The following is a 26,702-nucleotide window of genomic DNA, read 5'->3' as shown; positions in this document are numbered from 1 at the left end:
GTGACACTCCAGGATTTCATAGTATAATCTGTCCGGGTAAATGTCAATATAGGATATACTTGAAAAAAAGTGAAATTTTCCTTGGAAATCAAGGAATAAGCTAAAAGGTTTGCTATGATTTCTACATCTGATATATAATAAGACATGTGAAAATTGTTTAAGAGTACACGAGAGAATTAATTTGAGATAAGGAAGGTATTGTATGGGAAGAATGTTTGGAACAGATGGCGTTCGAGGAATCGCCAACAGTGAGCTGACACCGGAGCTGGCGTTTCAGCTGGGTAAGGCTGGTGCTTTGGTATTAACGAAAGGTGCACATAAGCCAAAGATCCTGGTGGCGAAAGACACGAGAATCTCTGGAGATTTACTGGAGTCTGCCATGGTGGCAGGAATCTTAAGCGTTGGTGCTGAAGCTGTACTCCTTGGCGTGGTGCCTACACCTGCTGTGGCGTATCTTGTCCGTGAATATGATGCGGATGCGGGCGTCATGATCTCTGCCTCCCACAACCCTGTAGAGTTCAACGGCATCAAGTTCTTTAACCGCGAAGGTCTGAAGCTGTCTGATGCGTTGGAAGATGAAATCCAAAAGCTCATTGAAGGGAATTTTGAAGGTGTTTCAGTGCCTACAGGAAAAGACATTGGCCATGTGAGCCGTGCAGAAAATGCCACAAAAGATTATGTGGCCTTTGCGGTGAATACATTAGAGGGAGATCTCTCTGGTCTGAAGATTGCATTGGATTGTGCCAATGGCGCAAGCTACCTGGCTGCAGCGGAAGCTTTTGAAAAGCTGGGCGCGGAAGTTTTTGTCATCCATCATGAACCCAATGGCGTGAACATCAACGAAAAGTGCGGATCCACCCATCCGGAGGATCTCATGAAGTTTGTGGTGGAAAAGGGATGCGATCTGGGTCTTGCTTTTGACGGAGACTCTGACAGATGCCTTGCAGTGAACGAAAAGGGAGAACTGGTCAACGGAGACTTCATCATCCTCATTGCAGGTCTTTACCTGAAGGAGATGGGAAAACTCAAGGATGACACCATTGTAGTCACCGTTATGAGTAACCTGGGGCTGATGCTTGCGGCGAAGGAACTGGGTCTTAAGGTATCCATCACTGCTGTGGGAGACCGCTATGTGCTGGAGGATATTCTTTTAAACAACTACTCCATCGGTGGAGAGCAGTCCGGCCATGTGATCTTTAAGGACTTCAACACCACAGGGGATGGTATTGTCACTGCCATTCAGCTGGCTGGTATTGTCAAGCAGAAAGGAAAGACCCTTTCTGAGCTGGCATCCGTCATGAGAATGCTGCCTCAGGTCCTAGTCAATGTGAAGATCCCTAATGAGCTCAAGAACATCCATGAGGTTGATGAAGAGGTCATGGACCTCATCCGTGAAGTGGAAGAAAGTCTGGAAGGTAAAGGCCGAGTGCTGATCCGTCCATCTGGAACCGAGCCCTTAGTCAGAATCATGCTGGAAGGCGAAGATCAGAAAGAGATTGATGCCGCTGCCCATAAAATCGCAGACCTCATCAAGAGCAAGATTGCATAATAATATGAATGAGAACAGCGCAAGATAAATCTGTGCCGTTCTCATTTCTCTGTAATGATTTGTTTTATTTTTGTTATTATTTCGCAATCTATGATATGCACGTGTATGTTTAAATAAGTATAGGAGGTGAAGCGATGAAAGGAATACTACTTATACTGTCTATGTTATTCCTGACAGCCTGTGGAGCACAGGAAATGGCAGCAGAAGAGACTGCTTTAGAAAGAGATACGGTTGGTGTAACCGAAAGTGCTCCAGAGGAAGTGGCGGAAGCTCCAGCGGAGGAACCTGCAGAAGATGTGCCAGCGGAGACACCTAAGGTGGCTGTAAATTATAGTGGCCAGATTCTGGATGTGATGAATTTTAGAACTTCAGACTCCTTGGATATGAAGAGCGAACATAGAATCATCAGAACATATGAGGAGTTCATGGACTACAATGAGGAGTACACCATCCTCGAGAATCCGTTTTTTATAGATGATGGAAGTCTCAATGCACTTCAGAAAGTGAATGAGGAATATTTTAAAACCCAAGGGTTTATCACAGTGATCCTGGTGGAAAGTTCAGGGTCCAATGAAGTCACAGGAGAAAGTCTCCTTGTGAAAGGAAATGTGGCAGAAGTATTTATCAGAAGACGTGCTGCGGAGATTGGTACTATGGATATCGCCACACGGCATGTACTGTTTCCTGTAAGCAAAGAAGAACTGAAAGAGGTCACGGATGTGAAGGTCACCATCAGTCTTTCAGCAAAATGAGAAAATGTTCTTTAAAGAGAGCTTGAGGGCTCTCTTTTCTTATGCATTCGTTCATGATTTCTTTAAACTTCTTCCTTCGACATTGCTTTCTGCCTTAGGGTATAATAGAGACAGTGAAACTATGTTTTAGAAAGTGAGGGTCAAGATTTGAAGAAGAGTATTTATGACGATTTTCAGCTGAATCCCATCGGTCTAGGAACCAATGCCGTGGGGAATCCATCCTATAATCCCATCAGTGAGGAAGATTCCGAGCACATGATCGTGAAAGCGCTGGAGCTTGGGGTGAATTTTTTTGATACAGCCTACTACTATGGTTTTGGCCATTCAGAAGAAGTCATTGGAGAAGTGCTTAAAAAGTCCAATGCAAGGCATAAGGTCCTTCTGGCTACAAAAGGAGCCCACCGGATAGAGGGCAGCGAGATTGTGGTGGACAACAGTCCAAAATTTCTGGAGGAAGAGGTCTATAAGAGCTTAAAGCGCCTTCAGACTGATTATATTGATCTTTACTATATCCACTTCCCTGATGAGAGTACACCGAAGTATGAGGCTGTAGGGGCTCTGCAAAGGCTCAGGGAAAAAGGAGTGATCCGCGAGATCGGAGTATCGAACTTTACTCTGGAGCAGCTGGAAGAAGCCAACCGAGATGGATACATCGATGTGGTTCAGGATGAATATAATCTTCTCACAAGAGAGAAGGAGGAGAAGTTCATTCCTTATCTCAGTAAGAATAACATTGGATTTATTCCATATTTCCCTCTGGCTGCTGGCCTTCTAACAGGAAAATATACAAAGGATACGGTGATTCCGGAAAGAAGGCTGAAGAATCCTAATTTCTCTACCAAGTATCTGGAGAATCTGAGGAAGATTGAAGTGCTGAAGCATCTGGCCAAGGAAAAGGACTGTCAGGTCTACCAGCTGGTGCTGGCCTGGTACCTGGAGACGGACTTCATCGATGCCATTATTCCTGGGGCAAAGAATGCCCATCAGATCATTGAGAATCAGAAAACGAAAGAAGTGACGCTGTCGAAGAAGGAATTTGATGAGATCAATGCCATCTTCAGATAATGTGATTATGAAATAGTGTAAGGCTATGTATGAGCTGGAGAAAGGGGGATTTCCCCTTTTTCCCAGCTCATTTTCTACAAGGAGGGGAAAAGATTGCTTTTTGTTGTGGATATGCAAAATGACTTTGTGGATAATAAACGAGGACTCATGGCAGTTCCTGGTGGAGAAGAGATAGTTCCAGGAATTCTTGCGAGAATAAAGAAGGCGAAGGCAGACGGGGAGACCGTTGTCTACACGCTAAATGATCATCATGAGATGGAAGAGGATCTAAGGAGCCAGGAAGAGAAGGATTGGGGTCACGAACTTTATGGACCTCTCAAGGAAGCTCTGAAAGGTCATGTGGCAGTGAAAAAGGGCTATTATGCGGTGCATCCGGAAAAGCTGATGGAAGCTCTGACGAATGCAGGAAAGGATCACCTGAGCATGGATCATATTGAACTTGTGGGAGTGGATACGGCTGTATGTGTTCTGTCTAATGCCGTGGTCCTTCGAAACCTGTTTCCTGATGCAAAAATCATCATTCGCACGGATATGACTAGAGCCAAGGAGGATGAACTTGGACGAAAAGCGCTGGATGTGATGAAGGGGCTTTCTATGGAGGTTCTTTAAGGGGGCGCATTAAGTTTTTAGCTGTTTTCTCTTGTCACAGGGGCGGATATAATGGTATATTATGTGTGTTGTGGAGAGATGTCCGAGAGGTCGAAGGTGAAAGTCTCGAAAACTTTTGTACGCTAACCGCGTACCGAGGGTTCGAATCCCTCTCTCTCCGCCAGTAGTTTAATAAGAATCTCTGAGGCTTGTATTTTACTTGATACTAGTCTCAGAGATTTTTTATTTGTATTATTTAACTTCAGGACATGCTGATTAATACTAGAAAGCATATAACATCGATGTTTACCAATCGTATTAAATTGGAAGATTTTGCTCTGTTGATGTTTTACAATTGGATAATTGTTGTAACATTAGTTCAATGTATTTGCGACTATATAAGAAACAATTTGATTATTTCGTATAAATAACGTAGAATGTTGCAACAAAACTATCAATAGCGTAATATAGAATCATGATAAGGACCGCCTCACCTCTAGCGCTTTTGTGCAATGTGGAAAATGGCGGTTTCCGTTTTATTAGGAGGTAAACGATAACATGCATATATTGCCTGATAAAAAAGTGCTTTCGAAGCTTATAAAAAAACCTCTTTCTATTGAAAAGCAAGTGGAAAAATTGCAGGAGAAAGGGCTTAAGATAGATGATGTAGAAAGAGCTAAAAGAATATTGTTATCGACAAATTACTACTACTTTACAGGATACCTCCATAAATATAAAGTAATAACTGAAGATTGTGTTGAGTACTATGAAACAGATCTAACTTTTGAGGAAGTCTATAAAATTATACAATTTGACATGCACTTACGGAGCATATTTTTACAAGCAGTAGACTACATTGAACGGGATATAAAAACAAAAATAGCCTATTATTTGGCTATGGATGATCCGATAGACGGGAGTATTAATTATCTGTATAGTGAGTACTTTATTAGTAAACTCCCAACGGAAGATTACAAAGTCGAGAAGGATAAAAAATTCCTAATAGACAACACAAGGTATAAGCATAATGAGTTTATTAAATTTTACGAGAGTGAATATACAAAAAAAGCTGCTAATTCTACATTTATAAAGCATCACTGTGAGAAATATTGGGGCTGTCTTCCTATTTGGGCTGCTATTGAGATATTAACAATTGGAAATATACATAATCTTTATAAGAATGTACTCCCGACAAAAATAATGAAAGAAGTAGCTAGAGAGTACGAGATTTCGACCGACTTAATGAGTAATTATTTGAGGGGGCTCAGTATTTTTAGAAACCTGCTGGCACATAATGTAAGGCTTTTTGATGAATCCACCTCGCATACACCTATGACAAATAGAAGGGATATTTTGAAGAAAACAAATCTAATTTATGACTACGTCTATATACTTAAGAATCTAACAAGTGATGCGGACTTCTGGAACTGCACAATAATCACACAGCTCGATCTTGCATTTACAAATGATCTTTTTAAGAAAGTGTCATCTGATAGATGGGGATTCAGAAGTGATTGGCGTGATAAGCTATTAAAAAGATGTCAATAATACGAGAAAATGATAGTATAATACACCTTCAAATTAAATACTAGCACCTTTCGATCAGACTCTGTATTATTTGTTAATATTGAGTCTGATTTTATTTGCTTTATTCAAAAAACTAGATATAGATGAAGATTTATAAGTTTAAGGAATATAATTTGGTCGCCAACTGTCCGTATTTCTATATTGATAGTATGATTAAATGATATTGATAGGAGATTGCTACAAGGAAGTTTTGAAGGTGATACTCTTGATGAAGACTTATCCTAGAGATAAGGATATCATCAATCAAACAATTTTTGTCATTATGCTATGTTTATCATGGTTGATTTAGGCTAAAAAATCAGGAATATCTCTATATTATTGCACAATTTAAAAATTCATCATGTTATAATCGAATCGATAGATACTGTATTGCTATCATATGAAAGATTTGATTCTTACACGAATCTAGAATACTTTCATACTTCTGATTATTGAATGTATGAAAAAATCTGTAAACAAAGTTAACTGGGGAAGGAAGCTAAGTTGGCTGGGTAACGATTTGTAGTAATTTATGTATTATGCAGCGAAAGAAGACAAAAATACTCTTAGAAATGAGGGAAAATTATGCAAATGCCGGAATTGTTTGATAACGTTAGTAAAACTGTAAAAGACGATTTGATGGTTACAATAAAAAAAGGAGACAAGCTGTCCATTGCGGCTGCATGTTTTTCTATATACGCTTACCAGGCCCTCAAGAAACAGCTTGATGGCATTGAAGAGTTGCGCTTTATTTTCACCTCCCCGACATTCCTGCACGAGAAAGCTGCGAAAGAAAAACGGGAGTTTTATATTCCTCGCCTGGATCGTGAGCGCTCCCTGTATGGTACTGAATTTGAAGTGAAGCTCCGCAATGAATTGACACAAAAGGCGATTGCTCGCGAATGTGCGGATTGGATTCGTAAGAAAGTAAAATTCCGCTCAAACTTAACTGGTGGTAACATCAGCAGTTTTATGAATGTAATTGGGGAAGAATCCAAAACTTATATGCCACTCCATGGTTTCACCACTGCCGACATTGGGGGTGAACGCGGTAACAACATTATCAATCCGGTCAATAAAATGTTTGCACCACTTTCAGACGAGTACGTTCGTATGTTTGGACAAATTTGGAACGATAAAAATCTGATGCAGGATGTAACTGAGCAAGTCATTGACGGCATTACTGCAGCTTATAACGAAAATGCTCCAGAATTTATATATTTTGTTGCAATCTATAATATTTTTAATGAATTTCTGGAAGATATTTCTGAGGATGTATTGCCAAATGAAGCTACTGGATTTAAGGACAGTAAGATTTGGAACAAGCTTTATACATTCCAGAAGGATGCAGCTCTTGCAATAATAAACAAGCTCGAAACATTCAATGGGTGCATCCTTGCTGATAGCGTAGGACTTGGTAAGACATTCACTGCACTTGCTGTAATAAAATATTACGAGAATCGAAATCGTTCTGTACTTGTCCTTTGCCCTAAAAAACTGTCAGATAACTGGAATACATTTAAAGATAACTATGTAAATAACCCAATTGCAGAAGATCGATTACGGTATGACGTACTTTATCATACTGACCTCTCCAGAGAGCGTGGCAAATCAAATGGTCTGGATTTGGGCAGAATAAATTGGGGCAACTATGACTTGGTTGTCATTGACGAGTCTCATAACTTCAGAAACGGCGGCGAAGTTTATGGTGATAATCGCCGTGAAAACCGCTACCTTCGACTTATGAACCGTGTCATTCGTGCTGGTGTTAAGACAAAGGTCTTGATGCTTTCAGCAACCCCGGTAAACAACCGCTTTATTGACTTGAGGAATCAGCTTGAACTAGCATACGAAGGTAATCCAAGCCTTATTAATGACAAGCTTGGAACCAAACGGCCGATTGATGAGATATTCAGAAATGCCCAAAAGGCGTTTAATAATTGGAATAAGCAAAATGATGGGGATAGAACTACGGAGATGCTCCTAAAATCTCTGGATTTTGACTTTTTTGAAGTGCTGGATAGCGTAACAATCGCCCGTTCTCGCAAGCACATCGAGAAATATTACAACATGAATGAGATTGGTTCGTTCCCAGAACGATTAAAACCGCTTTCCCTTCGTCCGGCTCTCAGCAACCTGGTAGGATCAATCAACTATAGTGAAATTTATGAGCAATTGATGAGACTAAACCTCTCGGTATATATACCAACCGACTTTATCTTTCCGAGTCAATTGGGAAAGTATGTCGATACATCCATTAACATAAACCGTGCGGGGCGAGAAATGGGAATTCGACGTCTGATGAGCATTAACCTCTTGAAACGACTTGAAAGCTCTGTGGAGTCCTTTCGGTTAACCTTAGGTCGCGTTAAGAAACTTATTGATGATACAATTGATGAGATCGATGCGTTCACAGTAGGGGGTGGCTCAGTTATCAAAGGGCGCGAACTTGTTGGTGATGATGTTGATTTCGATGATGATGATCGCAATACAGAGTACTTCGCTGCTGAACATAGTATAAAAATTGATCTTGCGGATATGGATTATAAGTCTTGGAGAGATAGGCTTTCCGAAGATGCTGAAACACTAGGACTTCTGAAAATCATGATCGATGATATTACACCTGAACATGATACTAAGCTCCAAACTCTGTTAGGATTGATTGAGAGCAAACTGAAAAATCCGATTAATGAAGGCAATCGAAAAATCCTGATTTTTTCAGCATTCTCCGATACTGCCGAGTATCTTTACAAGAATGTAAGTAATTTCGTGAAGTCGCGATTTGACTTGGACTCAGCAATAATAACGGGAAGTGTTGAAGGCAGGACCACCATCAAGGGTCAAAGAGCGTCCATGAATGATGTACTGACATTGTTTTCGCCGATCTCCAAGGATAAGAATCTTTTGATGCCAAACAATCGAGATGATATCTCTGTTTTGATTGCAACAGATTGTATTTCAGAAGGCCAGAACCTCCAAGACTGTGATTTCTGTGTTAATTATGATATTCATTGGAATCCAGTTCGCATTATCCAGCGCTTTGGACGAATCGATCGTATAGGCAGCCATAATACTGTAATTCAACTTGTTAATTTCTGGCCGGATGTGGATCTGGATGAGTATCTCTCCCTCAAAGGACGAGTCGAAACCAGGATGCGCATTTCGATCATGACAGCCACTGGTGATGACGATCTGATCAATGCAGAAGAAAAGGGCGATCTCGAATACCGCAAAGCACAACTCAAACGACTTCAGGAAGAAGTTGTGGATATCGAAGATATGCAATCAGGGATATCCATTATGGACTTGGGTTTGAATGAATTCAGGCTTGATCTGCTTGAATATGTAAAACAAAACGGCGACATGGATACGATCCCCTACGGACTTCACGCTGTGGTTCCTGCTTCAGAGGATTGTCCTCCTGGAGTCGTGTTCGTTCTCAAGAACCTGAATAACAGTGTAAATATAGACATGCAAAATCGACTTCACCCATTTTATATGGTTTATGTTGGAACGGATGGGGAAGTAATCTGTGATCATCTTTCCCCTAAGGAACTTCTCGATAAATTCAGGTCACTATGCAAAGGAATAAACACCCCGGTCATGGATGTTTGCCGTGAGTTTAATATTGAGACAAAAGATGGTCGGGATATGCAAAGTATCTCAACCCTTCTTACAGATGCAATAACATCCATCATTGAGGTGAAAGAGGAAAACGATATTGACAGTCTTTTTAATATTTGCGGCACCTCAGCCTTAAATAACAAGATAAGCGGTCTGGATGACTTTGAGATGATTTGCTTCCTGGTGGTGAGGTGAAGATATGTTAGGATTACCCCGTTCAACTGAAGTCAACCGGCGTGTGTCAAAGGAAAAAATTTATGCTAACACAACAATGACTACCCAGTTGCGCGACATCATAAAAAATCAAATTGAATCGATTATCTGGAGAAATAAACTGTCTGATACTACAGTAGGCTTGGCTCCCGGTGAGAATGTTAAAGAAATACAAGTATTTGAAATTTCCTTGCGGCAGCGCGGCTTGGATAAACGTGTTTTGACGGCTATAAATAAGGCAATCCCATACAAAATTTTATTCGTGCTGACTTTTGAAAATGTTGCTCAAACTTGGATCGAAGCATCAGGTACATTCTACAACTCTGACTGGTTTCGAATAGATGGAAGCACGCTAAAGCTTGATGGATTAAATCTAGATACCGTTTATGGAAATCTTGCACGCCATATAGCTGGCGGAAGATTAGATTCAGAGGGAGATATAGCCGAAGCTGTTGAAAAAGATAAAATACGGCAAAAAATTGAACGTGAAATAGCCGGATTAGAAAAGAAAATATTGCGGGAAAAGCAGTTCAACCGCCAAGTGGAATTGAATTGCGAATTAAAACGGTTGAGAACTGATTTGGAGGGATTGGGATAATGCAACTTAGTGCAAAGACACTCGAAAAACTTCGAATTATCATAAATGGCGATAACACAGCAGACTACCGGAAAGGCTATGAACTCGTCAGCTTTTTCAATCATTTAGGCTTTAACGATGTGTATGCACAGGGCTTCCCATCGAGGTGGGCATACACCGATGAAAAACTACAACAAATTAATGGAAAACCTGAATTAGATAAGTGTATTCGTAATACATTTGCCGTCGTGAATTATATAGGGCGAATAGCTGAATTGGATAATCTGATTGCCGAATTCAATCAATACTTGGCTTTCGATAAGTGGGTGGTTATACGCGATAACGATACAATCACATTCAAACGACTCGACAAAGTTATTGTTAACAGCGGCAAAAGTGCAACCGCCGAGATAAAGGAAGACGAGTTTCTTAAGATGCCCTTCGATGTCAACGTTGACTCGTTGGGATTAGACTCGAATGTGGGTGAGATAATCAAATTGCGACTTAAAGAGGTCGAAACTTGTATCGGTGGTGGAGCATCGTTGGCATCTATATTATTAATTGGGAGCATTATGGAGGGAATATTGCTTGGTATGGCAACAACCTATCCACAACAGTTCAATCGAACCTCTTGTGCTCCGAAAGACAAGGACACTGGCAAAGTGCGAACTTTTCCTAACTGGACGCTAAACAACTACATAGATGCCGCGTCTGAGGTGGGACTTCTGAAGCAGGATGTTAAGAAGTTCAGCCATATTGTGCGCGATTTCAGAAATTACATTCATCCATATGAGCAAATGAGTACAAACTTTTTCCCCGACAAGCATACTGCACTGATTTGCTTTCAGGTATTGAAAGCCGCGATAAACCAAATAGGAACATTCCGCAAGGATCAACAAGGAGGACACCGCCAATGAACATCGCTGATAAAATGAAATTTGAGACCCCGAATCTTACTGCTGAGAACATAGAAAAACTTGCCACATTATTCCCTAGCGTAGTCGTTGAAGGAAAAGTAAATATTGATCTGCTTCGCTCTATGCTTGGTGAAGGCGTGTTCACCGATGAAGCATATGAGTTTACCTGGGTGGGCAAGCGAGCAGCTATAGCTGAAGCTGGAAAGCCTATTAGGAAAACTCTACGCCCATGTCCTGAAGAAAGTAAGAACTGGGATACTACTGAGAATCTTTACATAGAAGGTGATAATCTTGAAGTTCTAAAACTTTTACAAGAAAGCTATCTTGGTAAAGTTAAGATGATCTACATCGATCCACCATATAATACAGGTAATGACTTCATTTATCTCGATGACTTCTCAAAGAGCCTGGAAGAATACGAGGAAGAATCTGGGCTTTATGACGAAGTAAATAACCGATTGGTTAAGAATGCTGAAACAAATGGACGTTTTCATTCCGACTGGTGTAGCATGATGTATCCTCGTTTTGTATTGGCGCGGAATCTGCTTAGTGATGATGGGGTAATTTTCATTAGCATCGATGAAAACGAAATTCACAATTCACGTAAAATGTGTGATGAGATTCTCGGAGTTAGTAACTTCATAGGTTGTATTGCTAATATTAACAATCCCAAAGGACGCTCTGACGATAAATATATCGCGACGGCACATGAGTACCTTTTAGTTTATGCGAAAAATATAACGACCTTGACTTGGTACGGATTTGAACCAACAGAAGAAATAACAAAGCGTTATAACAAAATAGATGCGCAAGGTAGAAAATATCGCGAGATTGATTTACGTAAAACTGGCGAAAATGATTTGCGAGAAGACAGACCTAATCTGTTTTATTACTTCCACTATAATGAACAAACTGGGGATTTGTATCCGACTACTGAAAAGAATGCTCCTCAAGGTTTCATATCCATATTTCCTCAGCGTGAAGACGGAAAAGAGGGGAATTGGCGGTGGGGTTTAAATACAGCTAACAAACAGATTAGTGACCTCGTAGCAAAATTTATGCCTACACGAAGAGTGTGGGGCATTATGCAAAAGGATTATTTAGAAGGACGTAGTTTAGTCAAACCTACGACTTCCTGGACATTCAAAGATGTTAATAGCGAACGAGGTACTGAACAATTTATTGATTTGGGATTTGATAAAAGAATTTTTCCGAAACCAAAACCGCTGGGAACAATTGAAAGGATACTAAGATTATCAACATCACATAGTGACATTGTTCTTGATTTCTTCTCTGGATCTTCGACTACTGCCCACGCTGTCATGCGACTAAACGCTGAGGATGGTGGTAACCGTCAGTTTATAATGGTACAACTCCCTGAATGTGCAGATGAAAAGTCAGATGCATATAAAGCTGGTTATGTTAATATTTGTGAAATTGGTAAAGAACGTATCCGCCGTGCTGGTGATAAAATCAAAGCCGAAGCTGGATTGACTGCTCAAAACCTTGACATCGGCTTCCGCGTCCTCAAACTCGATGAAACGAATATGAACGATGTTTATTATGCTGCAGGCGATTACACTCAAGACATGATTTCTATGCTTCAGTCAAACATCAAGGAAGACCGAACAGATATGGATCTTCTGTTTGGATGTCTGCTTGACTGGGGACTTCCTCTTTCATTACCTCACACTCATGAAAAGATTGATGGCTTCACAGTTCACACGTATAACGAAGGTGACTTAATAGCTTGTTTTGAGGAGCGCATTACTGAGAAGGTGGTCCGAGAGATTGCAAGTCGTCAGCCTCTTCGCGTAGTATTTCGTGATAGCAGTTTTACAAGTTCGCCAGAGAAAATAAATGTGGTCGAGATTTTCAAACTTCTCGCACCGAATACCACTGTAAGAGTGATTTAAGGGGGTGAGATGATGAGATTACGATTCAGGCATCAAAAATTTCAGTCTGATGCTGCAAATGCGATTTGTGAAGTGTTTAATGGTCAGCCATTTCACTCACCGACCTATATGATAGATCCAGGTTTGGGACAAATCGGCCTGGAAGATGCTCGAAGCTTTACTGGTTTCAATAATGCACCAGTGGTTATTGGCGACGATAAGGTTCTTGAGAATATCCGCAGCATACAAAGATCGGGCCAAATCAAGCCATCGGAATCACTAGATGGACGGTTTAACTTGACCGTTGAAATGGAAACCGGTGTAGGTAAAACTTATACCTATATCAAAACAATGTACGAATTGAATAAGCGTTATGGTTGGAGTAAATTTATTATTGTCGTCCCTAGTGTCGCCATACGTGAAGGTGTTTATAAGTCATTTCAAATGACAGAGGATCACTTTGCTGAAGATTACGGTAAAAAGATCCGCTACTTCATATACAACTCTGCGCAGCTAACTGAACTGGATCGTTTTGCATCAGATAGTTCAATTAATGCCATGATTATCAACAGCCAAGCATTCAATGCCAGAGGTAAAGACGCAAGGCGTATTTATATGAAACTTGATGATTTTCGCTCTCGCCGTCCAATTGATATTTTAGCTAAAACAAATCCGATTCTGATAATCGATGAACCACAGTCAGTAGAAGGTGCAGCAACCAAAGAAAGATTAAAAGAATTCACTCCCTTAGCAACACTGCGGTATTCAGCAACGCATCGGGCGGATAGTGTTTACAATATGATTTATCGCCTTGATGCCCTTGAAGCTTACAATAAAAAGCTTGTTAAAAAAATCGCCGTAAAGGGGATCTCTGTTTCAGGGAGCACTGCAACTGAAGGCTATATCTATATTCAGAGCATCAACCTCTCAAAGGGCAATCCAACTGCAACAATAGAATTTGATATTAAAGGGAAAACAGGTATTCGGAAGGTTTCCAGAATTGTCACTGAAGGGTACAACCTTTTTGATAACTCTGGGGAACTTGCAGAATACAAGGATGGGTATACGGTTCTTCGCATTGATGGACGTGATTCATCTGTGGAATTTACGAATGGTAAAAAATTGTATGCAGGCGATGTAATTGGTTCGGTAAGTGAAGAACAGTTGCGCCGAATTCAAATAAGAGAAACCATACACTCCCATATTGAAAGAGAACGTCAATTGTTTGCCAAGGGCATCAAGGTACTGTCTTTGTTCTTTATTGATGAGGTAGCAAAATACAGACAATACGATGATCAGGGAAATGCCACGGGTGGCACCTATACCCAGATATTTGAAGAAGAATATAAGGCTATAGTTGGAAATATGCAGCTTTCTCTTGATGATGCAGATGGTTATCTTAAGTACGTTGAAAGTATATCTGCTGATCAGACACACGCTGGGTATTTTTCAATAGATAAGAAAAGCGGTCGAATAATCGACAGTAAACTTGGTGATAAGAAAGAACGTACATCTGATGATTCTGATGCCTACGACTTGATCATGAAGGACAAAGAACGGCTTCTGGATCGTCGCGAACCAGTCCGGTTCATCTTCAGCCACTCAGCGCTGCGTGAAGGCTGGGATAATCCCAATGTATTCCAGATATGTACATTGAAACAAAGTGGAAGTGATGTTCGTAAGCGACAGGAAGTTGGACGTGGTTTGCGTCTCTCTGTAAACCAAGTTGGTGAGAGAATGGATGAAAATGTCCTTTCTCACGAAGAGATTCACAATGTCAATGTTCTGACTGTTATCGCCAATGAAAGCTACGATAGTTTTGCAAAAGGCTTGCAAAGCGAAATTGCAGAAGCAGTTGCCGATCGTCCGCGCAAGGTTCAAGCCAAATTATTTGAAGAGAAATTTGGAGAAGATATCGCACTGGCTATCTATGAGAGTCTGATAGAGAACGGCTATATCAAGCGAGGTGAACTGACAGAAAAGTATTATGAATCAAAGCAAAGTGGATCTCTTGAAGTGCCAGAGGAAATATCTGGACAAATCCATGAAGTAATCTCTGTGCTTGATTCTGTCTACGATCCTAATATTAATAAACCAGAGAACGCTCGTAAAAATACAGTCAATTTGACGCTCGATAAAGATAAATTGAATAGCAGAGCCTTCCAGGAACTTTGGTCAAGAATCAACAGCCGAAGCTACTATACCGTAAGCTTTGATGAGGATGAGCTGATCAAAAGAGCCATCACTGAGCTGAACTCCAAATTGCGTGTATCAAAAATATATTTCAAGGTGGAGAAAGGCGAGCAAACAAAAAAGATCGAATCCAAAGCTCAGCTGCAAGCCGGAGGGGCTTTTGTTCGAGCTGATATGGTTCGAGAGGAGGCATCCCCTTACCTAGAAATGAAGGCTAGTAGTTTGGTACGGTATGATCTCGTTGGAAAGATCGTGTCTGAAACTGGTATGACTCGCAAAGCGGTAGCTTCAATTTTAGTTGGTATTGAAAAATCGATATTTGACCAGTTTGGGAATAATCCTGAAGAGTTTATCCTGCGAGCAGCAAATATTATCAACGAGCAGAAAGCTACAGCGATTATTGAGCATATTACCTACGATAAGCTGACATCTGAATTTAGCACAAATATATTTACTGAGCCGGATCTCAAGAAAGGTGCTCTGGGTGTCAATGCCATAGAAGCAAAACGGCATTTGTATGACTATGTAATCTATGACTCGACCAATGAGCGCGACTTTGCTAATCAGCTTGAGACACACTCACAAGAAGTTGAAGTATATGTCAAACTGCCAAAAGGATTCTATATAAATACACCTGTTGGAAAATACAATCCCGACTGGGCAATTGCTTTCTATGAGGGTAAAGTCAAACATATTTATTTTGTTGCTGAAACCAAAGGTGACATGTCCTCTATGGAACTCAGAGAAATTGAAAAAGCAAAAGCCCACTGCGCCAGAGAGCATTTCCGGGCTATCAGTGGCGAAAATATAAAATATGATGTGGTGAGTAGTTACGACAAGCTATGGGAACTTGTTCAAGGATGATCCGAAAGTGAATTTAATGAGGAGATTTAATTATGCCGAGGACAATAACAAATTACTCTTAGTGAGCATTAAAATTCTTCTTCGTATGCCAAGGAGGTATCGCCACAATGAAAAATATTCTTAAGGTGAGAGATGACCACTTACCAATAACGTTTGAAAGTAAAAATGGTAGTAGTGAAGAATATTCAGTATGTTCAGATTCACCAAAACACACATGGGTAACTGATGGTTCGTTTACCGTGAACGATCTTCGCAACAGAATAGAACCATGGCTGACTTCTTTATTTCAATCCGAACACTTATCACTTCTAATTGGAAGCGGACTTTCTACTGGAATTCAATATATTGCATCCCCTGAAAAAGTGTCCTATAACGGTATGGGAAAACCTGAATTAAAAGAAGACTGCCCTTATGCAGAAAAAATTCACGCTGCAGCTGCCAAAAGTGCCTTGAACAACGGTAGAGGTAATGAGGGCAATATTGAAGATTATTTTCGTGTAATGAATGATCTAATGTGCGGCCTGGAAATTATTGGCGAACAAGAAGCGTATCAAAAACTTAGAACTGAATATAGCGATTTGTTGAATAAATTTGTTGCTGGTATCTCTGCTGGTGAATCATGCATTATTTTATCAGACGAGAAAAAACGAATTGATACCTTCAATATCCTTACAACGTTTTTAATGAGTTTTAGTAGTAGAACAGGGACTAGGGATCGACTAAACATCTTCACAACCAATTATGACAGAGTCATTGAAGCTGGCGCTGAGATTTCAGGTTTACATTTAATAGACCGCTTTGTTGGTAATTTATCTCCTATTTTTAGATCTTCAAGGCTAGATATTGACATGCATTACAATCCGCCAGGTATGAGAGGTGAACCACGGTACCTTGAAGGTGTTGCGCGGTATACGAAATTACACGGTTCAATAGATTGGATAGAGGCGAATAAAGAGATAAGAAGAATCGGCCTTCCTTTTGGTGCAAATATTGAACCATTCATTAATTTCCCTGGATTTTCGGGTGTAGACCACTCAAAAATAATGATTTATCCAAATTCTTCAAAGGACAGAGAAACGTCAGAATATCCTTATGTGGAATTGTTCCGTGATTTTGCTGCTGCCTTATGTAGACCGAATAGCACTTTGGTAATTTACGGGTATAGTTTTGGAGACGATCATATTAATCGAATAATTAGAGATATGTTAACAATTCCGTCGACACATGTTGTTATTATTTCCTATGATGACGAGCAGAGTAGAATTAAAAATTTCTATGCTGATTTGGGGCGGGCCTCTCAAGTTAGTCTCATTATTGGTAAAGATTTGGCTGATATACGAAAACTTACTGAGAATTTTCTACCTAAGCCAGCAATTGATCGCACAACAATAAGAATGGCAGAGCTACTTAAGCAAAGACATGGTCCTGCATATGATGAGTCTAGTAAATCAACCTATATTGAAGAAGGCGCGGAAAGTTAATGATTACACCATTAGCGTATGCTGATTCCTTGAGAATAGGGAGTGTTGATTTTGTATCTCCAGATGAAATTAAAGTGCTTTTAGATATTGAAGCACCAAGTGATATTGCATTAAATGCAGGCATTCCAAGGCCATTTCCAAGAATAAACAGCTATGTTTTAATTCCATGTGAAAGTGGCTTTCTTGTGTCTCAAATTGAATGGATAACAATTGAGAGATCTCAATATCCAAAAAGAAAAGGCATGCAAGATTTCGGAGTTATTGATCTTCCCTACCCTCTACGAAAAATGAGTTTAAATCCATTAGGGATTTTAAAAGAAAAAAGAAAGTTATCCAATGGATCGTCAGTTTATTCATTCTCGCGAGGCGTTGAAATATACCCAACAGTTGGGGATCCTGTTTTACTTCCTTCACAAGATCAGTTAAAAGCAATCGTTGAATCAGGAGAAAACAGGCGGGTCAATATCGGGATTAGTCCATTGGCAGGTAATGCGGTGGTATCAATTGATCCTGATCGTTTGTTTGGAAGGCATTTAGCAATCCTGGGGAATACGGGCAGTGGTAAATCTTGTACTGTTGCAGGAGTTATTCGTTGGTCAATTGAAGCTGCCGGACAATATAAAAAGGAATGCTCGCCTGATAGACCAGATAATTCTATCAATTCAAGATTCATAATTCTCGATCCAAACGGAGAGTATTCAAAGGCTTTCTCTGGGCTTCAAAATGTAAGACTATTTGCTGTTGAGCCCGATGAAGAGAATAACGTGAAACAACTTCATGTACCTATTTGGTTTTGGAATAGTGCTGAATGGTGTGCATTCACGCAGGCCAGTACAAAGGCACAACGACCTACCTTAATTCAAGCATTACGCTCAGTTCGGGATGGGAAACTTGAGATAACACTAACTCCAAGCCATGATATGCGAAGATTTCTTCGAACAATTGTTACTGTTATTACAATTGAATACAATGCCGGCACTCCTTGGGGAGGATTCCCTAAGCCGAAATCATTTTTTGAAAAAATCCAGAAATGGCAAAGTGATTTGGTTCTTGATGACTCATATTCAGATAATGAAAAAGAAAAATTGGAGAATTTAAGAACCAAAATTGACATCCTCGTGCAAGCAAGAAGCGTACAATACGCCCATCATGATTTTAGGAAATCTGAAGTAGAAGATTTATTAAGATGTGCAAAAATCGCCCATGCTGCATTTGGTGGTACTGATAGTGATTCATTGCCAATTGATGCTGATATACCTCGTCCTTTCGATGGGAATCAGCTGCTCAGAAGTATCGAAGCAAATTCGGAAATAATGGGGACTGCAGAACATGTTGAAACGATGCTTATGCGTATTCGCACTCTCCTATCTGATACAAGACTAAAAATGATAACAACTGGTTGCCCAGAGATGACTCTGGCAGGTTGGTTAAACGAGTATATTTGCCCAAGTAGCACAAGTGAAGGTGCGATTACAATCATCGATTTATCATTAGTCCCTGCAGAAGTAGTTCATATAATTGCTGCAGTAATCGCAAGAACTACGCTTGAGGCATTACAGCGATTCAGAAAAATAAATAATGGAAATACTCTGCCAACAACAATTGTAATGGAAGAAGCACATACATTTATTAAAAAGTATCAGACAGACGGCGAAGGTACTTCTGCTTCTGCAATGTGCACTCAGGTATTTGAAAAAATTGCTCGTGAGGGTCGTAAGTTTGGATTAGGCTTGGTTCTTTCATCACAAAGGCCCAGTGAATTATCTGCCACAGTATTATCACAGTGCAATACGTTTCTGCTGCATCGAATAAGCAACGATCGTGACCAAGAATTAGTGCACAAACTGGTACCAGACAATTTAAGAGGTTTGCTAAGAGAATTGCCATCATTGCCTTCCCGCAACGCAATTTTGATGGGTTGGGCTTCGGAACTTCCGGTTTTAGTTCAAATGAATTACCTGAAAGAAGAGCACAGACCAAAATCTAACGATCCAGATTTTTGGGATGTGTGGACATGTAAATCAGAAGGGCAAGTAAATTGGATTGAGATATCAAAAGATTGGCAGCAATATGGCCAGCTTGATGAAGGCCATGAAGAGAACCAAATTGCTGACGAAGTTGATGACTTGTTATTATAGAGCAATAAGAATGGCAAGCAATGCAAGTGTTTATACACTTGCCAAATTACCGAATATCCTATTCGTTAAAAACTAATTTGAGTCCCTGACCCAAAATAAAATCTTGGAGGTGATTAAAATGAATTTCCAGCAATATGATTTAGGTAATCTTGATAGAGGGCGAGTTGTTGAAATAACTCTTTTTGGTAGTGCTGCAAATGTACAGCTATTAGACAGCTCTAATTTTTCAAATTATAAAAATGGTAGAAAATACCGATATGTCGGCGGGTTAGTTACTCGATCTCCAATTCGCTTACAAACTACTCATTCAGGCCACTGGTATGTAGCAATAGATTTAAGGGGACTTAAGGGTATTGTGAGGAGTTCGGTAAGAGTTCTACCCACAGCTTTGCCACGCGTGGAACAGAAGCCGTTATCTTCAATGCCATCATTGCTACATGAACATGGATTCGGAGTTAATAACGAGGATGACTTTACGCCCCAATTTGATGTTTTTGTATCACATGCATCTGAAGATAAAGATGATGTCGTCCGTCCATTAGCATTCGCCTTGAAAGAAAGAAATATAAGCGTTTGGTATGATGAATTTGAATTAAAGATAGGAGATAGTCTACGCAGAAAGATCGATAAAGGCTTGGCCAATAGTCGTTTTGGCATAGTAGTCATATCGAGGGATTTTATAAAAAAAGGATGGGCAAACTATGAGCTGGACGGCATAATTACAAAATCAATTTCAGGCGAGCAAATACTTCTTCCCATATGGCATAACATATCAAAGAGCGAGGTTATTAACTATAGCCCATCCTTAGCAGATAAGTTAGCTCGAAATACAGCCGTAAATACCATCGAAGAGATTGCTGATGAGATAGCACAATTAGTTGCGAGGGTATAAAATAACTATCTTTGTTTATCATAGGCTTTAGTCCTATCCATCCCAATAAGCATATTAATGTTTGTTGTTGCGTTTACCATTTCTCTGTATCCGGATTTATTCTGTAAATATTCTTTTTTTAAGGTCTTTTTGATTTGCTTTTGGTTTTGATATTCTTTGTTTAACTGTTTGATAGAAGGAATCTTTTTATCTACCAAAAGGTCAAAGCTATTTTTAGCAGCTCTATGGATTAAGATGGCTTCCGGGTTTTTTTCATAGTAATCATGGCTATATCCAGATTTCCGATACGCAGTGTAAATATCCTTCGTCCTTGAATAATTGATGATATGCTTCTTCAACTCAGTGATTTCAGACATCCGCTTTTCAAGATCCTTAATCTGCTGTGACAGTTCGTGATATCGATCGGTCACAGCTTTTGTTTTTTCAACCAGGTTTTCATAGTCGGTGATGTTATTCTCCGTCAAAAAATTGATGGTCTGGGCCATCTGCTTCAGATTGAAAACCTTCGCCCATCGCTCGTAACCTGGACCTTTCCCTTCCAGAAGCTTTGCCTGGATATCCACCAGGAGATTGATCTTGTCCGGAGTTCTTCGGTAAGAAGATTTGGATTTTGGAGTATGAATTGTCTTTCTGAGAATCGCGGATCTCAATTCGTCCTCAGAATAACCTTCTCCAAGGGATCTCAATCTTGTGTATTTCTGCTGGTCGCTAGCTTTGAATGCAAGATGCTGTCCCTGTTTAACTTCATAACCATTCTCCGCCATTAACTTCAGGAAAGCATCAAAATCAGCTGGTTTTTGTGCCATGACGGTATCGATGGTTTGTCTTAGTTTCTCTTGCCAGGATAGCGGTTTTTTGTCGCCCAGCCACTTGCCGTAATGAGACGGTCCCTGTTTTGGAGCTTCTATGATCGAGAGTCCGTTCTCTAGGCAAAGCTTGTCGCTGATTTTCCGGATCGCTTCACTGGAGCCAAGGAAATTCCTGAATTTCTGTGTATGGTCAATCGATGTGGAATTGAAAATGATGTGGTTATGGATATGGGCATGATCCGTATGAGTGAATATAACAAATTGGTACTTGCCCTTGGTGAAGCTCATGGCCAGTTCGTAACCGATCTCCCGGGCCTTCTCCGGAGTGATCTCACAGGGCTTGAAGGATTGCCGGATCTGATAGAGCACGATGTCGCTCTTATTCTCTTCACTCCGCCCAATGTAGGTCTCATATTCTTTTTTACAGAGCAGCATCTCTCCAGCGGCGGTTTCCGGTTCACAGTCATAAGCTTTTACCAGCTGGCCGCTGTTTGTTTTTGCTGAATTGATTGCATAGGAAAGGCGCTCGTGCACCGTGTGGGCCACGGACTGACCTTTAATGACATGCATGGGGATTAATCTTGTGGTTGCCACGACGAGCACCTCCTTCCAAATGAAAAAAGCGCAGCAGATTTCTCCACTGCGCCAGTAACAATATCCTGATACTTACTAAATTGCTTTTAATGAATCATTGAATACACCAAGCAGCTCAACCAGGAAGGCTGCGATCAGCGGCAGTCCGAAGGGACACATCAGCCAGGTCAGACCCATCAATCTAAGGCCTTCCGGGAAATCCTGAAGCAGGACCATGGTTCCAAGTGCATTGGCAAAGCAGAGAAAAGCCACGATCCCCAGTACCATGGTGGACAGCTGGTACATCAAACGGCAAGCATGTAGTCCGAATAAATAAAAGTCACAATTCCTGTTATCAAAATTACTTACGAAAAGGTGTAACTTTTATTTCTTTCTTTTATAATGAGAATATAGAAATTTTCTCAGTCACCCTGACTTATGGAGCGTTTTATATTGTAAAATAAAGTATATCCAATTAGAACACTAATAATGCACCAGTTTCTACCACAAAGTACAGCACTTAATGCCAGAAAAGGAGGCACTTCTCATCAGTTGTGTGATAACCTATATGTTATTTCTGCTATCTTGTGGAAATATCTTCTTATGAGCTACGGAAGGTGGTTTGATATGTGCGCTGATGATATATTTGCAGGAATATGCTGATGTATATTATTAAAAGAAGCGCGATTACAGCAAAGGGTGTTTTGGGAGAAATGAGAAGCAGTTCTCCCAAAACAATTGTTAAAGTATACAAAATAGAAAACTAGATTAGACTTGCTTAAAAATCAAGTTGCCCAAATGAGGCAATAATCTCGTGAACATTACAGGCACATTTATAGAGCATAGATTTCAGTAGAAATAATGCTGTTTTAGTCATATGACCCGTCAAAAATAAAATGTGAAGAGCCCATAAAGGAGCGGGAATGAAAATGAAAAGTAGAATTAAGAAGAGAATATTCTCCACAGTCGTCGCAGCCATTATGCTGCTATGCTGTATGCTTGGAACAGAAGTGGCGTATGCAAGCAATATCGCTCTGACGATTAATGCGGATGTATATGATTTGAAGAAAGGCAGCCACTATATTCTGGGCGAAAATTCACCTTCCGCATCCACTGCCGTTGGCACATTGTCCATCAGTGGAAGTGTTAAAGCATCTTCTGATGTTAATTCATTCCCTGCTTATGAGGTGAATAACGGAAATGTATCCTTTACTTACTCAATTAACAAAGGGGTTCTAGACCGTAAGGAAAGAGAATGGCATCTGATTGATGATGGTGGAAAGGAAGTTAACGGCTTGACCTTGGATTCCAAAATCCAAAGCGGGGTCTTGATTCTTCAAACATCGTTAGACGGTATCAACTGGACTGAAGATGTTCTTATGTCCGATATTTTTGAAGAAGAAGCCGATACAGACGGCTTCTACGAGACAAGGGATGTACAACTTCAGAACGGTTGTTATTACAGAGTGATTGTAGCCTATAAGATGGAGCGCAGAGTTGAGGATTCCAAAATCCTGTTCGTGACCAAGAAAAACTATGAGCAAAAACAGGTTGCAGAGGTATATGATTTCTATGTATTCAATCAAACTGATGAAAACAGCCCCGATGCAACTCCGATGAAAAAATTAGGTGGTAAAGTCAACACTGGGAAAGACAATGGCTATTCTGGTAACAAGCCGATTGATAAGGATGACCCTCATTATGGATGGGATATTGGCTATTTCTATGTTAATGGTTATACCCGTGAAACTGCTACATCTGATAAAACTCCCGTGTTTTTGAAGAATGTGGGTGATAAGGTTACATTGTGGTTCCACTTATCCGAGGATATTAATAAGTTGCGTGGAAACAAGCATCTTTCTATCAGCGAAGATACAAATGGCTATGACCGTTACTTTGAAATTGACCAGACGAATTTTGAACATGGTACACTAATCATTCAATACACAAATGCGCAAGGCGAAGAACAAAAGCCGATTATCTACACCGATTATCTTGATGCAAACGTTACGACCGGTGCCAATACCAAGGTTCAGTTGTTTGAGGAAGGTGACTATGTTGTCTCCCTGAATTATGAAATAAAGACTATGGGTGGCCCATTCAACGCCATGGCAAGCTATACCAATTATAAAATAATGTTCGACTTCTCCATCCGGAATGGAAATTGTATGGTTTATCCATTTGATCGTTTAACTGGAACAGAACTTGCCAATAATGCGATTACCGAGAACGGATTTAAACTGGATATGGCAAAGTCAAAGTATCTCACTATCGATGTCCAACGCTCTGTCATTGATGTTGGTACGGATGGCTATTTGACCGAGGATGTGCGTTTCAACCATCCTGCAAAAGATGGGGAGCAGTATACCAGTGAAGGCGTTTATACCTTTACCGTGAAAAATCTGTACACAAGCGAAGAAACCACAAAGACAATCTATGTAGGCACAAACAATTACTTAAGAGCCTTATCTGCAACGGGTATGAGTATTGTTGAACTTAACGCTCAGATTGAAGCTGGTGCAATTGTTCGTGAAGACGGAATCGTTGAAGTTATGGCTCCACCCGTAGAACCTAGGCCTGAAGAGACAGAAACCGAGTCAACATCGACTGACAACGATGAACCTACCACCGATACTTCTACCGAAATACAACCACCGGTCGATGAAGATCAACCAGTAGATGATGTTCCGGTGGTGGATAAAGAAAATCCCCCAAATGTTACACCCTTCGTGATTGGTGGTATCGCAGTCGTAGCAATTATCTCTGTCGTACTTGCACTTAACCGCAAAGAAGACTATTTAGCAAAGGTGAATGTTATAGTTGAGAAGGAGGAAACAGAAGAATGAAACGTGTAACTGCTCTTCTTCTTGCGGTGTTGATGCTGCTGACTGGATGTTCGCTGCAACCGGTTCAGAACCAGGATACAAACCCAATCGAATCGTCCAATATTGAGGATTCCTCAGCTCCTGATATAGAGGAAATTGATAATACACAGGATAGCACATCCGATGATATCATATTTGAAGAAGATGCCCCTGTCGAGTTTGCAAGCCTCAGCGACCCCAATTTGCTTCAGTATGTAGAGGATAATTTTTATACAGATTTGGTGGCACGGTTTGACAGTGATGATTACATTATTGAAAGCGTGAACGCCGTATATGTGTCTGATGAATACCTCGAAGAGGTGGCCTTTAACTCACAGTCTAACATGTATTTCGGATATACATTAGAGGAACTGGACGCTCAATTCCAGGGGACTCGATATATCTTCTCCCTCGATGATAATGGAGAAACTATTGTAGAAGAATTTGCAGCCTACGATGATACATATGATCGTATCATCAGGGATGTCACTATCGGTACGGGTGTAATACTTGTTTGTGTGACTGTATCCGTTGTTTCTAGTGGTGTTGGCGCACCTGCGGCAGTCAGCATGATTTTCTCATCTGCAGCCGAAACAGGTACTATTTACGCTCTTGCCTCCGGAACAATCAGTGCTATGGCTGCCGGAACGATTATGGGATTTCAAACTGGCGACTTCGACGAAGCAATAAAAGCTGCAGCTCTTGAAGGTAGCAAAAGTTTCAAATGGGGTGCTATTACCGGTGTTATCACGGGAGGTGCCAGTAAAGGTTTAGAAATCCTTCGTTCTTCAAGAACGATCCCTACACCCAGAGATTCTGAAGTTACCGTCCTGAACCGCACTAAGAACTCTAAAGAACAAGTATCGTACCTCAACGGAAAAGAAGTACCAAAGAACACGTCTGGGGCTACCCGCCCTGATGTGGTTGTAAAGAATCCAAATGGCACGGTAAAGGCTATAGAGGTGAAAAATTATAATTTGTCTCAGAGTTCTAATCGGCAGTCGCTATTTACTGAAATAGAGCGCCAAGTAAAAGAACGCTTGGCCAATCTACCGTTAGGTTCAACGCAAGAAATTATTCTTGATGTAAGAGGCCGTAGTTACACCGATGAACTTATCGAAAATACTATTGCCGGCATAAGACGTCGCTTGATAAATGGTTATCCGGACATTCCAGTTGTAGTGTTGAGGTATTGATTATGATGATAGCAACTAGTGATAATAAGCGGTATGTAGATGTAGGGAGTGAGGGGATATGGAACTCTGTTCTCTCGACAGCAGAGGTTCGCTTGGATTCTATGAAAAGAACATAAACCTTGCAATGAATTTTCTAAATACAGGAAAATGCAGTGCAAAGAATGCCTTTGAAACTGCGAATCATTTCAACCTCATCCGGGATGCCTTCTCCCAAATCACACCTTCCAATACGGTATACGATAAGAATAATCGTTCCATTGAAGCTCCTTGGAGCAGTAACCTTAGCGGAATCGATACCGCTTGTGGAAACCTATATACTACTTCCGATGGTAAGGATTTGCTGTTTGAGGTGGTTAGCATTTTGACTTATGCGTATTACATGGAAGTGGATGTGATATGCCAAGGATGGACAGATAATTAAAGTAGAGAAGTTTCAACGTTAGAGATAATTACTGTATTGGCGGTTTTGTTTGAGTTGGTTACCATGTGATCGGTGTACTGATGTCCACCGCAATTTGATTGATTACAAAGATAAAAATCTGGCCTAATGTCAAATTTAAATGCAACAAACTTCAAACATAACCAAAACATAGTGATACCAGAGAACAGGTAGTGGAAGAGGAAGTGATGGAGGAATCAGGCAGCGTGGGATGAAGTGTACTGGTAGAACACATCAAAGGAAGAAGCGTAACCAAGTACCTTTCTAGGATAATGATTAAGCCATGATTCCACTCTATGAACCATTTCAGGGGTAACGGACTGAGGATCGATACCTTTAGGAATGAACCGTCTGATCATGCCGTTATTCTGCTCATTAGCGCCTCTCTCCCAGGAAGAGAAGGGATGGGCATAATAAACTTCGGTAGCGGTATGTTCAAGACAGGAAGTAAGATCTGCAAACTCTGAACCATTATCGGAAGTGATGCTCTGGAAAATAGTGTCAAAG

At 40.5% G+C, this 26,702-nt stretch carries 19 protein-coding genes and 1 tRNA gene; 17 read left to right on the top strand and 3 right to left on the bottom strand.

Annotated features, from left to right (window positions below):
• The first annotated feature begins 202 nt into the window (after positions 1-202).
• The 14 genes from glmM to T487_RS0111240 all read left to right on the top strand — a co-directional run bounded on the left by glmM (position 203) and on the right by T487_RS0111240 (position 20,314).
• Positions 203-1,549, top strand: a complete 1,347-nt coding sequence (gene glmM / locus T487_RS0111305; protein WP_031577240.1) for a phosphoglucosamine mutase — start codon at positions 203-205, stop codon at positions 1,547-1,549.
• Between the two features lie 134 nt (positions 1,550-1,683).
• Positions 1,684-2,301 (top strand): hypothetical protein, encoded by a 618-nt coding sequence (locus T487_RS0111300; protein WP_031577239.1) that lies wholly within the window; start codon positions 1,684-1,686, stop codon positions 2,299-2,301.
• 147 nt (positions 2,302-2,448) lie between these two features.
• A complete protein-coding gene (locus T487_RS0111295; RefSeq protein ID WP_031577238.1) occupies positions 2,449-3,366 on the top strand; it encodes an aldo/keto reductase in 918 nt (305 codons plus the stop codon).
• A gap of 93 nt (positions 3,367-3,459) precedes the next feature.
• The gene (locus T487_RS0111290; RefSeq protein ID WP_031577237.1) at positions 3,460-3,975 is read left to right on the top strand and encodes a cysteine hydrolase family protein; all 516 of its coding nucleotides are present in this window, start codon (positions 3,460-3,462) and stop codon (positions 3,973-3,975) included.
• 72 nt (positions 3,976-4,047) lie between these two features.
• Positions 4,048-4,138: transfer RNA gene (locus tag T487_RS0111285), tRNA-Ser, on the top strand.
• A 383-nt stretch (positions 4,139-4,521) separates the two neighbouring features.
• Positions 4,522-5,502, top strand: a complete 981-nt coding sequence (locus T487_RS0111280; protein ID WP_162178253.1) for an Abi family protein — start codon at positions 4,522-4,524, stop codon at positions 5,500-5,502.
• A gap of 603 nt (positions 5,503-6,105) precedes the next feature.
• A complete protein-coding gene (locus T487_RS0111275; RefSeq protein ID WP_031577235.1) occupies positions 6,106-9,339 on the top strand; it encodes a helicase-related protein in 3,234 nt (1,077 codons plus the stop codon).
• A gap of 4 nt (positions 9,340-9,343) precedes the next feature.
• Complete coding sequence (locus T487_RS0111270) at positions 9,344-9,955, top strand: DUF4391 domain-containing protein (RefSeq protein WP_031577234.1); 612 nt, start codon at positions 9,344-9,346, stop codon at positions 9,953-9,955.
• The gene (locus tag T487_RS0111265) at positions 9,955-10,851 is read left to right on the top strand and encodes a hypothetical protein (RefSeq protein ID WP_031577233.1); all 897 of its coding nucleotides are present in this window, start codon (positions 9,955-9,957) and stop codon (positions 10,849-10,851) included. The genes T487_RS0111270 and T487_RS0111265 overlap by 1 nt, the downstream gene beginning before the upstream one ends.
• Positions 10,848-12,767 (top strand): site-specific DNA-methyltransferase, encoded by a 1,920-nt coding sequence (locus T487_RS0111260; RefSeq protein WP_031577232.1) that lies wholly within the window; start codon positions 10,848-10,850, stop codon positions 12,765-12,767. The genes T487_RS0111265 and T487_RS0111260 overlap by 4 nt, the downstream gene beginning before the upstream one ends.
• Positions 12,768-12,776: 9 nt before the next feature.
• Positions 12,777-15,803, top strand: a complete 3,027-nt coding sequence (locus T487_RS0111255; RefSeq protein ID WP_341349284.1) for a type III restriction-modification system endonuclease — start codon at positions 12,777-12,779, stop codon at positions 15,801-15,803.
• 107 nt (positions 15,804-15,910) lie between these two features.
• Positions 15,911-17,284: an SIR2 family protein gene (locus T487_RS0111250; protein ID WP_031577230.1), complete on the top strand. Its 1,374-nt coding sequence runs from the start codon at positions 15,911-15,913 to the stop codon at positions 17,282-17,284.
• Positions 17,284-19,422, top strand: coding sequence for an ATP-binding protein (locus tag T487_RS0111245; protein WP_031577229.1), 2,139 nt, complete (start codon positions 17,284-17,286; stop codon positions 19,420-19,422). The genes T487_RS0111250 and T487_RS0111245 overlap by 1 nt, the downstream gene beginning before the upstream one ends.
• Before the next feature lie 118 nt (positions 19,423-19,540).
• A complete protein-coding gene (locus tag T487_RS0111240) occupies positions 19,541-20,314 on the top strand; it encodes a DUF1883 domain-containing protein (protein ID WP_031577228.1) in 774 nt (257 codons plus the stop codon).
• 5 nt (positions 20,315-20,319) lie between these two features.
• Here the strand turns inward: T487_RS0111240 and T487_RS0111235 are convergent, their stop codons facing one another.
• Together T487_RS0111235 and T487_RS0111230 are read right to left on the bottom strand one after the other, a co-directional pair.
• A complete protein-coding gene (locus tag T487_RS0111235) occupies positions 20,320-21,717 on the bottom strand; it encodes a relaxase/mobilization nuclease domain-containing protein (protein ID WP_031577227.1) in 1,398 nt (465 codons plus the stop codon).
• Between the two features lie 75 nt (positions 21,718-21,792).
• The gene (locus T487_RS0111230) at positions 21,793-22,002 is read right to left on the bottom strand and encodes a CD1845 family protein (RefSeq protein ID WP_031577226.1); all 210 of its coding nucleotides are present in this window, start codon (positions 22,000-22,002) and stop codon (positions 21,793-21,795) included.
• A 617-nt stretch (positions 22,003-22,619) separates the two neighbouring features.
• Here T487_RS0111230 and T487_RS0111225 point away from each other — a divergent pair.
• From T487_RS0111225 to T487_RS0111215, 3 genes are read left to right on the top strand one after another with little or no spacing between them, the layout of a single operon-like run.
• Positions 22,620-24,542 (top strand): hypothetical protein, encoded by a 1,923-nt coding sequence (locus tag T487_RS0111225; RefSeq protein WP_031577225.1) that lies wholly within the window; start codon positions 22,620-22,622, stop codon positions 24,540-24,542.
• A complete protein-coding gene (locus tag T487_RS16015) occupies positions 24,539-25,756 on the top strand; it encodes a hypothetical protein (protein WP_051651684.1) in 1,218 nt (405 codons plus the stop codon). Before T487_RS0111225 ends, T487_RS16015 begins: the two co-directional genes overlap by 4 nt.
• 58 nt (positions 25,757-25,814) lie before the next feature.
• Positions 25,815-26,177, top strand: coding sequence for an Imm70 family immunity protein (locus T487_RS0111215; RefSeq protein ID WP_031577223.1), 363 nt, complete (start codon positions 25,815-25,817; stop codon positions 26,175-26,177).
• A 215-nt stretch (positions 26,178-26,392) separates the two neighbouring features.
• Here the strand turns inward: T487_RS0111215 and T487_RS0111210 are convergent.
• A partial coding sequence (locus T487_RS0111210) for an IS30 family transposase (protein ID WP_031577222.1) occupies positions 26,393-26,702 on the bottom strand: 310 nt, incomplete at its 5' end.

The organism is Proteiniclasticum ruminis DSM 24773 (assembly GCF_000701905.1).
Classification (GTDB): Bacteria; Bacillota; Clostridia; order Clostridiales; family Clostridiaceae; genus Proteiniclasticum; species Proteiniclasticum ruminis.
This window is presented reverse-complemented; position numbering and strand designations above follow the sequence as displayed.

Bases quoted from the DNA above. Each gene is read 5' to 3' on its own strand.
- T487_RS0111300 (WP_031577239.1), top strand. From the start codon at position 1,684: ATGAAAGGAATACTACTTATACTGTCTATGTTATTCCTGACAGCCTGT.
- T487_RS0111225 (WP_031577225.1), top strand. From the start codon at position 22,620: ATGAAAATGAAAAGTAGAATTAAGAAGAGAATATTCTCCACAGTCGTC.
- T487_RS0111265 (WP_031577233.1), top strand. From the start codon at position 9,955: ATGCAACTTAGTGCAAAGACACTCGAAAAACTTCGAATTATCATAAAT.
- T487_RS0111240 (WP_031577228.1), top strand. From the start codon at position 19,541: ATGAATTTCCAGCAATATGATTTAGGTAATCTTGATAGAGGGCGAGTT.
- T487_RS0111260 (WP_031577232.1), top strand. From the start codon at position 10,848: ATGAACATCGCTGATAAAATGAAATTTGAGACCCCGAATCTTACTGCT.
- T487_RS0111245 (WP_031577229.1), top strand. From the start codon at position 17,284: ATGATTACACCATTAGCGTATGCTGATTCCTTGAGAATAGGGAGTGTT.
- T487_RS0111250 (WP_031577230.1), top strand. From the start codon at position 15,911: ATGAAAAATATTCTTAAGGTGAGAGATGACCACTTACCAATAACGTTT.
- T487_RS0111230 (WP_031577226.1), bottom strand. From the start codon at position 22,002: ATGTACCAGCTGTCCACCATGGTACTGGGGATCGTGGCTTTTCTCTGC.
- glmM (WP_031577240.1), top strand. From the start codon at position 203: ATGGGAAGAATGTTTGGAACAGATGGCGTTCGAGGAATCGCCAACAGT.
- T487_RS0111255 (WP_341349284.1), top strand. From the start codon at position 12,777: ATGATGAGATTACGATTCAGGCATCAAAAATTTCAGTCTGATGCTGCA.
- T487_RS0111215 (WP_031577223.1), top strand. From the start codon at position 25,815: ATGGAACTCTGTTCTCTCGACAGCAGAGGTTCGCTTGGATTCTATGAA.
- T487_RS16015 (WP_051651684.1), top strand. From the start codon at position 24,539: ATGAAACGTGTAACTGCTCTTCTTCTTGCGGTGTTGATGCTGCTGACT.
- T487_RS0111275 (WP_031577235.1), top strand. From the start codon at position 6,106: ATGCAAATGCCGGAATTGTTTGATAACGTTAGTAAAACTGTAAAAGAC.
- T487_RS0111270 (WP_031577234.1), top strand. From the start codon at position 9,344: ATGTTAGGATTACCCCGTTCAACTGAAGTCAACCGGCGTGTGTCAAAG.